This is a genomic window from Synechococcus sp. MIT S9507 (assembly GCF_047304715.1).
Taxonomy (GTDB): domain Bacteria; phylum Cyanobacteriota; class Cyanobacteriia; order PCC-6307; family Cyanobiaceae; genus Synechococcus_C.
Window position 1 is genome coordinate 1,401,841 of record NZ_CP138970.1, and the last position, 11,588, is coordinate 1,413,428.

The following is an 11,588-nucleotide window of genomic DNA, read 5'->3' on the forward strand; positions in this document are numbered from 1 at the left end:
AGCCTCGACATTGGCCCGAGCGTAGAGCGTGTGACTCGATTCAGTTCAGTGATCGTGAGTGCTGATCCCGATGCGCCCCCAGGCTGCGAAGAGCGCCTTCCCGCATCTGATCAACCGGCACATCCGCTCGCCCCGACCATCGACGCAGGGCCGCAGCTCCCTGCTGAACCAGCATCTCCAGGCCATCGATGGTGCGGCAGCCACGCTGTTGACCCAATGCAAGCCAAGGCGTTGGTCGGGGTGTGTAGATCAGGTCGTAGAGGGTCACGGATGCATCAACACCTGCCCAGAGATCTCGGCCGAGCGGCATGGCGTTGTCATCTCCATGGCCCTGCATTCCCACAGGAGTGGTGTTCACCACAAGTTTCGATCGCTGCAAGACCCTGCTGAGCGGTTCCGGATCGAAGCTCATGGCGATCAGCGGTGCGCTGTCGCTGCCCTGGCCTGCACGCAGGTCGCTCAGAAAGTCAGCCAGCGCATCAGGGCGTCTGCCGGAGACATGGATTGCGGTGAGGGGTAGTTGCTGCAGCCCCGCCACCACAGCTCGGGCGCTGCCACCGCAGCCCAGCACGACTGCTTCGGCACCCTGCCACTGCCCTGCTGGTTTCTGCAGTGGTGCCAGAAAACCTTCCATATCAGTGTTATGCCCATGCCAGCCGCCTTCTTTGAGGGGTGTGAGCGTGTTCACGGCACCCAGCCGTTCAGCGAGGGGGCTCAGCTCTCTGCAGAGACCCACCACCTGCTGCTTGTGCGGAATGGTCACGTTCAGGCCGCGGCACCCCAAGGCTTGCAATCCATTGAGCACCGTCTTCAGATCGTCAGCATCACAAGGAAATGCCATGTAGCGCCAATCGAGCGCCATGGCTTTCAGAGCGGCGTTGTGCATCACCGGTGACAGGGAGTGGCTCACGGGTTGTCCCAGCAAGCCGATCAGTCCTGTGGTTCCGCTGATCATTCGGAGAAGCGCAATCCTCTCCACCAGCCTGCTGCGTCATCGGTCTGTTCGGGAACCACACCTCGCCTGGAGGCATTGCCTCTGCCGAAGATGCGAAAGATCTAATCAGTCATTACGCGGAGCAAGGAGGCACGGATGGGCAAGGTTGTCGGCATCGATCTCGGAACCACCAACAGTTGTGTGTCGGTGATGGAGGGCGGCAAGCCCACCGTGATCGCCAATGCCGAGGGCTTCCGCACCACGCCGTCGGTGGTGGCTTACACCAAGAACCAGGATCAACTGGTGGGTCAGATCGCCAAGCGCCAGGCGGTCATGAATCCCGACAACACCTTCTATTCCGTGAAGCGTTTCATCGGCCGTCGGGTTGATGAAGTGAATGAAGAGTCGAAGGAAGTCAGTTACTCGGTTGAGAAGGCCGGCTCCAATGTGAAGGTGAAGTGCCCGGTTCTCGAGAAGCAGTTCGCTCCTGAGGAAGTGTCCGCTCAGGTGCTGCGCAAGCTGGCAGAGGATGCCGGCAAATACCTCGGCGAATCGGTGACCCAGGCCGTGATCACCGTTCCCGCCTACTTCAACGATTCCCAGCGTCAGGCCACCAAGGACGCGGGCAAGATTGCCGGCCTTGAAGTGCTGCGCATCATCAACGAGCCCACCGCAGCGGCTCTGGCTTACGGGCTCGATAAAAAGAGCAATGAGCGGATTCTGGTGTTCGACCTCGGTGGTGGAACCTTTGACGTGTCGGTTCTTGAGGTTGGGGATGGTGTCTTTGAAGTGTTGTCGACTTCCGGTGACACCCACCTCGGCGGTGATGACTTCGACAAGGTGATTGTTGATCACCTTGCCGACACCTTCAAGTCGAACGAAGGCATCGATCTGCGTCAGGACAAGCAGGCGCTTCAGCGCCTCACCGAAGCTGCTGAAAAAGCCAAGATTGAACTCTCCAGTGCCACTCAGAGTGAGATCAATCTGCCCTTCATCACCGCCACTCCTGAAGGGCCCAAGCATCTCGACCTCACCCTCACTCGCGGCAAGTTCGAAGAGCTGGCCTCCAAGTTGATCGATCGCTGTCGCGTTCCTGTAGAGCAGTCACTCAAGGACGCCAAGCTCTCCTCCGGTGAGCTGGACGAGATCGTGATGGTGGGCGGGTCCACCCGGATTCCGGCTGTGCTCGAGCTGGTCAAGCGGGTGACCGGCAAGGATCCCAACCAGACCGTGAACCCTGATGAGGTGGTGGCCGTGGGCGCTGCCATCCAAGGCGGTGTGCTCGCCGGTGAAGTGAAGGACATCCTGTTGCTGGACGTCACCCCTCTTTCTCTGGGTGTGGAGACCCTCGGCGGTGTGATGACCAAGATGATCACCCGTAACACCACGGTGCCCACCAAGAAGTCTGAGACCTACTCCACTGCTGTCGACGGTCAGACCAACGTTGAGATTCACGTGCTCCAGGGTGAGCGCGAGATGGCGTCCGACAACAAGAGCCTTGGAACCTTCCGTCTGGATGGCATTCCCGCTGCTCCCCGCGGTGTGCCTCAGATCGAAGTGACCTTCGACATTGATGCCAACGGCATTCTCAGCGTCACCGCCAAGGACAAGGGCAGCGGCAAGGAGCAATCCATCTCCATCACCGGAGCCTCCACCCTCAGCGACTCCGAGGTGGAAACCATGGTCAAGGATGCTGAAGCCAACGCCAGTGCTGACAAGGAGAAGCGCGAGCGCATCGATCTCAAGAACCAGGCTGAAACCCTCGTTTATCAAGCTGAAAAGCAGATGGAGGAGCTTGGCGACAAGGTCGATGCAGACGCCAAGACCAAGGTGGAGGAGAAGCGCACCAAGCTCAAGGAAGCCACTGAGAAGGAGGATTACGACGCGATGAAGCCCCTGCTTGAGGAACTGCAGCAGGAGCTTTACACCGTGGGAGCCTCTGTGTATCAGCAGGCTGGTGCTGAAGCCGGTGCTGCTCCTGGTGGCGACTCAGGCGCGACTCCCGGAGGGGGTTCTGGATCTGGTGAGTCCGGCGATGATGTGATCGACGCTGAATTCACGGAATCCAAGTGATTCTTTAAGGCCAATCACACGTGGTCTGACATCCTCGTATTTTCTTCCCCGTCTGTGATCAGACGGGGTTTTTTGTTGCGCAAAAAAGGGAGCATTCGCTCCCTTTTGATTTGCAAGTTGGTCCAGACGCAGTTGATCCAGAGGTTGCGAACGCTCAGTTGATGGAATCGGCTGCGGCTTTGGCTTGGCTCACAACTTCAGGTGGTAGCGAAACGTAGCCCAGCTCTGGAGCCTGCGACTGTGCTTCCTCGGAAAGCATGTAGTTGAAGGTCTTCTTCAATAGTGCCGTTTTGTCGTCGTTGCCAGTTTTGTAGGCCAGCACCCAGGTAAAGGTGACGATCGGATAGCCCCCTTTGGGATTGGAGTTGCTTCCGATCAGGTCGGGGCCGAGGTCAATGGAACCCAAAGCTTCGCTGGCCGTGGCATTGGTGGGCTTCACCTGTTCACCCGAAGCGTTCTGCACTGCAGCGGCCTGGAGATCACCCTTCACATAGGCCAATTCCACATAACCGATGCCTCCAGCGATTTGGTTCAGCTGGGCGGAGACACCTTCATTGCCTTTGGCGCCCACACCGGTTGGCCATTTGACCGACTTGTCTGCCCCAACATCCTTTTTCCATTCAGGGCTAATGGCTTCCAGATGTTTCGTGAAGTTGTAGGTGGTGCCGGAGCCATCGGAACGGTGAACTACATTGATCGCCTTGTCGGCACATCCGAGTTCGCTGTAGTTCGTGATCTGCCCCAGAAAAATGCCTGCCAGTTGTTTCTGGGTGAGTGACAGTTCGCAGCCGGGGTTGTTGTAAGCCACGGCGATCGCACCCGCCGTCATGGGGATTTGCACCACACCGCGACTCACCTTGGCAATGGCTTCAGGTTTCATCGGCTTGTCGGATGCGCCGAAATCGACGGTTTCCGCCGTGAATTGACGCACACCAGCACCCGACCCCACGGACTGATAGTTGACATTCACACCTTGGGGCGACAATCCCTGAAACCATCGCTGGTAAATGGCTGCAGGGAAGGAAGCGCCTGCTGCGGAGAGCTGGCCCTGATCTGTTTCATCACTACCACCACTTGTGGAGCAAGCAGCCAGGCTGAGTCCTGCGGCCACACCCGAGATGACAGTCAGCGTTCTCGTGAGAAAAGAGCGTTGCATGAACTCTTCTAAACAATCGATGGAGAGTGAAGAACACTCGAATTGAACTTATTGCAATGCGAGGAGACAGGATTTAAGGGCTGGTTATCGTTTCTTTATCAACGTGTTGTCCAACCCATTCAGCGGTTGCGGGTGCCAGCAAGACGCCGTTGCGGTAGTGCCCTGACGCCAGCAGCAGTCCAGGTTCGAGCTCTTCCAGTAGAGGGGCAGGTCTGTCTCGTGGCCGTGCACGCAAGCCATGCCATTGGCCGAGCAGTTGGGAGTCTTCCAGCCATGCCGGGGCTAGGTCATTTAACCGTTTCATGGTCTCGATGGCTGCGGGATCCGCTTTCGTGCCAGGTTCCAGCGTGGCTCCGATCCACAGGCGATCTTGTCCCTGCGGAATCAGATTGATGCCGCCGCAGGTGAGCACTGCTGGCCACCCTGTCCATTGTTTGGCTGACTTGTTGAGCTGCAGCTCAAGCACCTGTCCGAGCACGGCATCCATGGGACGTTGATGCCCAAGGTTCTGCAGCAATTTGGCGCTGCCCAAAGCACAACAGATCACCACCAGATCCACCTCTTCGTTCCGTCCTTCTGCGGTGATGAGGCGCCACTTGCACCGAGGTTTGCTGTCAGGGCGTTGCAGTTCCACGACATCTGTTGCTCGTCGCTCCACGTTGTGTTCAATCAGGCTCCGCTTCAGGGCCTTCAACAGCTGCAGAGGATCGACACGCCCATCACGTTCGGAGAGCATTGCCCCGTGACCCGCCTGGGGCCAAACCGGATCAGCCTTATCAAGCATGTTGCTGGCGATGAACTGCAGACCTGAAACGGGTCTGGCATCCACAAGCTGTTGCATCCGCTGGGCTTCTTCGGCACTGCCAGCGAGCTGGATCAGCGGTGTTTCCAGCTGCAGAGGTGACTCTGGATGATTCAGTTGTTCAATCCATGCTGGCCACAGCGCCATGCTGCGTTGGCGCAGCCTCCTGGCCCTGCCGCTCGAACGTCGGAAGGCGTGGCCCATCAGCACGCCTAATGATGCGGTGCTGCCATTCAGATCACGGTCTGCTGGCCTTTCTGGAATCGGCTTCGCCAGTGATGGGTCCGCCAGCAAAACACTGTGCCCTCGCTTGGCAAGTTGCCAGGCGGTGCCAGTGCCGGTGACCCCGGCACCAATGACGGCGATGGATGCGATCAGCTCAGGGCCTGCTCGGGAATGACGGCGGCGTAACTGGCGAAGTCAGCTTCAAGATCGTCGTAGGACTTCTGAAGTTTGGCGCCGTCCTGCAGACGAGCGGCTTCATCGAGATCAGCCATGGCGTCCTTCAGGGACGTTGCCAATTTGTTGGCTTCTGCTCGGTCCTGAGGAAGCAGCCGTTGATTGATGTACAGCATTTCTCTGCCCACTTCCTGCATGGGGCCGTGGATCAGGTTGCGAGTGAAGGTCCAGTCGCGTTCGTCGACGAGCTTGGCCAGTTCAGGCAGCCGTTCCCTGGCAGCCGTGAACCCTTCCACCTGGCGGCGGATCACTGCCATATCCTCTGGGCTGATGGTGGCAGGCTTGGCATTGGCGCTGCCATCACAAGCTGCGAGGCCGAAACAGAGGGCGAGGCAGAGGCAGAAGGCAGCCACGCGGCGCAGGGCGCTCAGCATCGGAGTTCACAAGAGTGGTGGCGACTTTAACCGCCACCTAAATTCAACTGGTCTTTTGTCGTTACAAGTGTGCGCTCATGAGGGTGGACAAGGTGCCGCTGGCTTCCGTCCGCAGACCTCTGCAGCGATTCCTCGACGAAGACAAGGTGCAAGCCCTGATGGCCTCCATTCGCCAGGAGGGATTGCGTGAACCGATTGATCTGCTGGAGGTGGATGGTCAGCTCTGGGGGTTCAACGGCTGTCACAGGGTTGCAGCCCATGAACGTCTTGGACTACCAACCATCCGTGCTCGGATCCGACAGGCCACATCCAGGGATTTGAATCTGCATCTTCGCTGAGACGACGGCACGCCCCGGCGCAGAATCAACGTTGTCATCTCTCTGACATCCTTGTCTTCCGCTTCGGTCATCCTTCAGCTGATCTGTCCGGATCGTCCGGCACTCGTGAGTGAACTCGCCGGCTGGGTGGCTGCGAACGGCGGGAATATCCGTCATGCCGATCACCACACCGATTCCGGTGCCGGTCTGTTTCTCAGCAGGATTGAGTGGGATCTGCAGGGCTTCGGTCTGCCGCGTCAGGCGATTCCATCAGCAGCGGATTCTCTGGCACAACGGCTAGGGGGTGAGGCTCAGCTGCACTTCTCCGACGATCATCCCCGTGTGGCGATTCTGGTGAGTAAACAGAGTCATTGCCTGCTTGATTTGCTCTGGCGTGCCCGCAGCGGGGAACTGCCGATGCAGGTTCCCATCGTGATTGCCAATCACCCTGATCTGGAAAGCAGCTGCAAGGAGTTCGGGGTTCCTTTTATTCATGTGCCCGTGACCCGCGAGACCAAGGCTGAAGCTGAGCAAACCATTCTTGAGCTGCTGATCGAACATCGGGTGGAGCTTGCAGTGCTCGCCAAGTACATGCAGGTACTCAGCGGGACCTTCCTCCGGCAATTTCCCAACGTGATCAATATCCATCACTCATTTCTGCCCGCCTTCAAGGGCGCACAGCCATATCACCGTGCCTGGGAACGGGGTGTGAAACTGATCGGCGCGACGTCCCATTACGTCACTGAAGAACTGGATGACGGCCCGATCATCGAGCAGACGATCGCCCATGTGAGCCATCGTGATGAGGTACAAGACCTGATCCGAAAGGGTCGTGACACAGAGCGACTCGCTCTGGCCAGGGCGCTGCGCCTTCATCTGTGCCGACAGGTGATTGTCTATCGAGGCCGTACGGCAGTGTTCGCGTGATGGTCTGGCTGGATCAGGGTCGACCCTCCCTTGCGTCTGCGCGTGGTTGGCGCTGCTTTCAGCTCGGCCTGTTTCTGCTGCCGTCGTCAGCTCTGCTGGGCAGTCTGCTGCTGTTCCCAGCACTGTTGTTCGGTTGCGCCGGGCGTGAACGCTCTTGTTGGCGTGACCCCTGGAATGCCCCGCTGCTGCTGGCTTCTGGCCTGATGATTCTGGGTTGCTTTGGGGCCTATGACCAGGGACTCGCCTGGGTGGGTCTGGCCAACTGGCTGCCTTTTTTCTGGGGCTTCTGGGGTTTTCAGCCCTACGTGATGAGTGGCGAGGCCCGGCGCCGCTCCGCCCTTTGGTTGGTGGCAGGCAGTGTGCCTGTGGTGGTGACCGGTCTGGGTCAGATCTGGTGGGGATGGCAGGGACCCTGGCAGCTGCTGGGTGGATTGATCGTGTGGTTCATGGCAGCCGGTGGCCGCCCTGATGGGCGTCTTTCCGGTCTGTTTGATTACGCCAACATCGCCTCCGCCTGGTTGTCCATGGTTTGGCCACTGACCCTGGCGGCTCTTGTGCAGCAGGGGTTGAATCGCTGGCGCCGTGTCGTGGTGGTGGTCCTGGCTGTGCTGCTGGTGGTTGCGCTGGTGCTCACGGAATCCCGCAATGGTTGGGGTTCACTGGTGCTGGTGGTCCCACTCGTTCTGGGTCCGCCCAGCTGGCCCTGGTTGATTCCTCTGTTGGTACTCGCGCTTCTGCCGGTGCTGCTGTCCGTGCTTCCCGGGGTGTCGCCCATGCTCCAGGATCCTGCCCGGACTCTGGTGCCTGAAAGTCTCTGGGCTCGACTCAACGACAGTCAGTACGGGGGAGAAAGGGTCCTCGCTTCCACGCGCCTCAGTCAATGGAACGTTGCGTTGCAATTGATTGGTGAAAGGCCATGGCTTGGTTGGGGAGCCGCGGCGTTTTCAGTGATCTATCCACTGCGCACCGGTCAGTGGCATGGCCATGCTCACAATCTGCCGCTGGAGCTGGCGATTGGTCATGGTCTACCTGTGGCAGTGCTCTTGGTGGGTTTTGTCTTGGCCCTCTTGGTGGTGAGCCTGCGCCGGGGACTGTCCGGTCTGTTCGACCGGGCCTGGTGGACGGCACTGTTGGTGCTGATCATTCTGCATGGCACTGATCTGCCCTTTTTTGACAGCCGTCTGAACATTGCCGGCTGGATTCTGCTGGCGGGTGTGAGAGCGTCCTTTAGTCCTGAACTGTCGGCGCGGCTCCAGCCAGAGAAAGGCTCTGGTGCTTGAGCAATGTTTTTCGTCCCAGGGGGCCGTTGAGATGGTCCCAGGGGAGCACGACGGCTTCATCCCAGTTGTCGTGCACCACCTGCTCCCATGGCGGGGGTAAAGGCAGATCCACCCCACCGCTTCTGGCCCCCGGCAGTTCGCCAGCTCTGCTGCTGCGGTAGGCCTTCTTCCAGCCTCCGAGGCTTTCCTGTGATCCTCGGACTGCGGCGATGACCGGAGCCAGACGGCGGTCACTGCGAGAGAGCAGAGCCTGGATCACACTCCAGCCATAACTTTCCGGTCTCAGATCAATTCCCTTCGGTTTCAGGCGTTTGGCCAGGCGTTTGAGGCGTTTGTCGGCTTCAGGCCTCACGCCCTGCCATTGGAAGGGTGTCTGAGCTTTGGGAACAAAGGTGCTCACGCCCAGTGTGAAACGCAGGCCAGGGGTGGTCTTCTTGAGTTGGAGCAGCAGATCCGCAGTTGATTCCACATCCGCTTCCTGCTCACTGGGAAGCCCCACCATCCCGTAGAGCTTGAGGGCATGCAGCCCACCTTCTTTGGAATGGCGCGCAGCGGCACTGATCTCCTCGTTGCTCAGCTTTTTGTTCACCACCTTGCGCATGCGTTCGCTGCCGCTTTCGATGGCGATCGTGAGTGATTTGCTGCCCCGTCTGGCCAATCCGCTTGCAAGCTCAGTCGTCACGGTGGCTGCCCGCACCGAACTCACACTGACGCGAACGTCCTCAAAGCGGTCGTGACCAAGCCAGCTGAGCAGGTCTGCGAACTGTGGATGCTGAGTGACTGAGGCACCCAGGAGTCCCAACCTGCGCGTTGCCACCAGACCTTTCTCGACAGCAGGGATCAGACCGTCGTCCAGAGACGGAGTGCGGAAGGGAAGCGTGAGATAACTGGCCAGGCAGAAACGGCACAGTTCCGGGCAGCTGCGCACCACCTCCACCATGTGGATATCAGGCCAGGCCGATTCGGGTGTGATCACCGTTGAATGGCTGAGGCTGTTGCCACGCCAGGTTTGCTTGCTGATCGTTGCTGGCAGATCTGCTTCGATCGGGTCGATGCTTTGCAGACAACCGTCATTGCCGTAGCTGGGTGCGTACAGCGATGGCACGTAAATCCCAGGAACCTGAGCCAACCGCCGCAGTCGTACGGATCGTGATTCAGTTCGGACTTCCTGGAGAGTGTCGATGAAGCTGGGCAGCAGTTCTTCGCCGTCGCCCAGCAGGATCACATCGAAAAAGGGAGCCAGAGGTTCGGGGTTTGCAGTCAATACAGGACCGCCACCAAACACGATCGGATCCTGATCCGAGCGCTGCTCGCTCCAGATCGGAATCCGTTGCTGCTCCAGCAGATCCAGCAGCACCGGTCCGTCCAGTTCCCAGCTGAGGGAGAGTCCGAACAGATCGCACTGCCGATGCGGTGGATCGCTCTGATCGGTGAACAGGCGCCGCACATCCAGGTCAGACCGCATGGCCAGGGTGGCCCAAACGATCTGATAGCCAAGGCTGGTGATCCCCACCGTGTAGGTGCTGGGAAAGGCCATCACCGCACGCAGGGCTCCGGTTTCCGGCACAGCCGGATCAAACAGCAGCGTTTCCTGGTTCAGGAGAGCCTTAGCTTCAGATGTTCATCCTGAAGGATCAAGGATTCAGAGGCTCCAGCCGATGCCATCAATGGTGTCGCTCCGCCCAGTGAAGAACTGCCCACCCTCAGGCAGTGGACAATTCGCAGACATCGGTTGACCGTCGTGGCCATGGAATGAAGGGAGCTGCTAGGAATCAGGTTTTTTGGTTTTGTCCTTGGGAGGTGGTGGTGGTTTAGGAGGATCGAACTTTCTGCGCCGAATCGATCCCTCCCAGGCGTGGTGAATGCCACCCCGTCGTTCTCTGCGGGCTTCCAGGTGATCCTCCTCCAAAAGCTCCATGCCCAGCTGGCGCTCATAAATCGAGCGGTCATCAAACAGGCGTGCCACGAGGAAGCTGGCCAGGCAGGCCACCAGGATCGGCTTGAGGATCAACAGATCCTTGGTGAGTGCAAAGGCCAGGAACATGGCTGTGATCGGTGTGCGGGAACAGCTGGCCACGAAGGCACCCATGCCGGCGAAGACATAGGTGCTGGGCACGTGTCCGGTGAGCGCTTCCACCCAGATTCCGCAGGCCAGGCCGATGGCACCTCCAAGGGTGAGCATCGGATAGAAGAGCCCGCCTGGAGCTCCCGACGCAGCAGCCAGACCGGTGCTGAAGAAAAGCACGATGAAGGTGCCAAGCGCCATTGGGATATCGGCCTTGCCATCAGCGATCAGGTGCTGCAGCCCTTCAAGGTTGTGAAAATCCTCAGGCAGAAAGGCATAGACGCCGCCCAGCACACCACCACTGATCACCATGCGCAGTACCAGGTGATCGCCGAACCAGGCATTGCCCTTGCGTTGCATGGCGAGCACGTAGCGGCAGTAGAGCTCCGCCAGCACTCCAACCACGACGCCGAGCCCGATCAGATAGCCAAGATCGATCGGCAGGAAGTTCACCAGTGGTGTGTATTCCCGTTCCAGCTGGAATCCCTGCGTGGCATCGAGGCCTCCTCCACTGGAATTGAGGCCTGCCAGACCCAGAACGTCTGCCCAGGCATCGGCCCAGAAGGTGGTGACAATCACCAGCAGCAACACCACCGGTCTGGCGGAGTGCAGCAATTCTTCGACGGCGTAGACGAAGCCTCCAATGGGAGCACTGAACACTGCTGCGATTCCGGCTCCGCCGCCAGCGGCCACAATCATGCGGCGAAAGGCCACAGGTGCTTTCAGCCAGCGCGCCATCTGCCATGCCACCGAGCCTCCCATCTGAACTGCGGGTCCTTCCGGACCCAGAGGGAAGCCGCTGCCGATGGCCACGATCCCAGCCACCAGCTTCACCAGGCCCACCTGAAGCCCCATAGGCACCGCCCGGTGTTTCAGAAACCCCATGATGTGTGTGATTCCTGAGCCGCCAGCGGCTGGGGCCAGATAGGCCACCATCAGACCTGAGATCAGGCCGCCCAGGGCTCCCAGTCCAGGCAGAACAGCCCAGGCCGGTAGATCCGCCAGCAGTTCCAGTCGCCAGCCACTCAAGACTTTGATGCCCGCCTTGAACAGCACACCGGTTAGGGCAGCGCCCAGGCCGGTGAGCATCAGGGCCAGTACCACAACCCACCAGCGCCGTTCCAGCAGTCGTCTGATGCTGCGGCTGGAGCCAAGCTGGTGGCGGCGTTGTTTCAGTTCACTCAGAACAACCATTGCATTG

General features: G+C 59.4%; 11 protein-coding genes. 4 read left to right on the top strand and 7 right to left on the bottom strand.

Annotated elements, in window-relative coordinates:
* Nucleotides 1–40: 40 nt before the first annotated feature.
* Complete coding sequence (locus SIB83_RS07365) at nucleotides 41–955, bottom strand: shikimate dehydrogenase (RefSeq protein WP_413747322.1); 915 nt, start codon at nucleotides 953–955, stop codon at nucleotides 41–43.
* Between the two features lie 135 nt (nucleotides 956–1,090).
* On the opposite strand from SIB83_RS07365, the gene dnaK reads away from it, so the two are divergent.
* Nucleotides 1,091–3,007, top strand: coding sequence for a molecular chaperone DnaK (dnaK, locus tag SIB83_RS07370; protein WP_114990650.1), 1,917 nt, complete (start codon nucleotides 1,091–1,093; stop codon nucleotides 3,005–3,007).
* Between the two features lie 154 nt (nucleotides 3,008–3,161).
* Here the strand turns inward: dnaK and pstS are convergent, their stop codons facing one another.
* The 3 genes from pstS to psbQ form a co-directional block, all read right to left on the bottom strand.
* Nucleotides 3,162–4,163 (bottom strand): phosphate ABC transporter substrate-binding protein PstS, encoded by a 1,002-nt coding sequence (pstS, locus tag SIB83_RS07375; RefSeq protein WP_413747236.1) that lies wholly within the window; start codon nucleotides 4,161–4,163, stop codon nucleotides 3,162–3,164.
* 73 nt (nucleotides 4,164–4,236) lie between these two features.
* Nucleotides 4,237–5,343: an NAD(P)/FAD-dependent oxidoreductase gene (locus SIB83_RS07380; protein ID WP_413747323.1), complete on the bottom strand. Its 1,107-nt coding sequence runs from the start codon at nucleotides 5,341–5,343 to the stop codon at nucleotides 4,237–4,239.
* Nucleotides 5,340–5,798: a photosystem II protein PsbQ gene (psbQ, locus tag SIB83_RS07385; protein ID WP_413404681.1), complete on the bottom strand. Its 459-nt coding sequence runs from the start codon at nucleotides 5,796–5,798 to the stop codon at nucleotides 5,340–5,342. Before psbQ ends, SIB83_RS07380 begins: the two co-directional genes overlap by 4 nt.
* A 77-nt stretch (nucleotides 5,799–5,875) precedes the next feature.
* Here psbQ and SIB83_RS07390 point away from each other — a divergent pair, with 77 nt between their 5' ends.
* Genes SIB83_RS07390 through SIB83_RS07400 form a run of 3 tightly spaced genes read left to right on the top strand, consistent with a single transcriptional unit; the run spans nucleotide 5,876 to nucleotide 8,322 of the window.
* Nucleotides 5,876–6,136 carry a sulfiredoxin gene (locus tag SIB83_RS07390; protein WP_413404683.1) on the top strand — a complete coding sequence of 87 codons (261 nt, stop codon included), beginning with the start codon at nucleotides 5,876–5,878 and terminating at the stop codon, nucleotides 6,134–6,136.
* A 51-nt stretch (nucleotides 6,137–6,187) separates the two neighbouring features.
* Entirely contained in the window at nucleotides 6,188–7,042 is an 855-nt protein-coding gene (purU, locus tag SIB83_RS07395; RefSeq protein ID WP_413747237.1) for a formyltetrahydrofolate deformylase, read from the top strand.
* Entirely contained in the window at nucleotides 7,042–8,322 is a 1,281-nt protein-coding gene (locus tag SIB83_RS07400) for an O-antigen ligase family protein (RefSeq protein WP_413406195.1), read from the top strand. Before purU ends, SIB83_RS07400 begins: the two co-directional genes overlap by 1 nt.
* Here the strand turns inward: SIB83_RS07400 and SIB83_RS07405 are convergent.
* From SIB83_RS07405 to SIB83_RS07415, 3 genes are read right to left on the bottom strand one after another with little or no spacing between them, the layout of a single operon-like run.
* The gene (locus SIB83_RS07405; RefSeq protein WP_413747324.1) at nucleotides 8,270–9,859 is read right to left on the bottom strand and encodes a B12-binding domain-containing radical SAM protein; all 1,590 of its coding nucleotides are present in this window, start codon (nucleotides 9,857–9,859) and stop codon (nucleotides 8,270–8,272) included. The genes SIB83_RS07400 and SIB83_RS07405 overlap by 53 nt on opposite strands.
* A 59-nt stretch (nucleotides 9,860–9,918) precedes the next feature.
* Nucleotides 9,919–10,071: a hypothetical protein gene (locus tag SIB83_RS07410; RefSeq protein WP_413747238.1), complete on the bottom strand. Its 153-nt coding sequence runs from the start codon at nucleotides 10,069–10,071 to the stop codon at nucleotides 9,919–9,921.
* 16 nt (nucleotides 10,072–10,087) lie between these two features.
* Entirely contained in the window at nucleotides 10,088–11,581 is a 1,494-nt protein-coding gene (locus tag SIB83_RS07415) for a ClC family H(+)/Cl(-) exchange transporter (protein ID WP_413404689.1), read from the bottom strand.
* Nucleotides 11,582–11,588 lie beyond the last annotated feature (7 nt).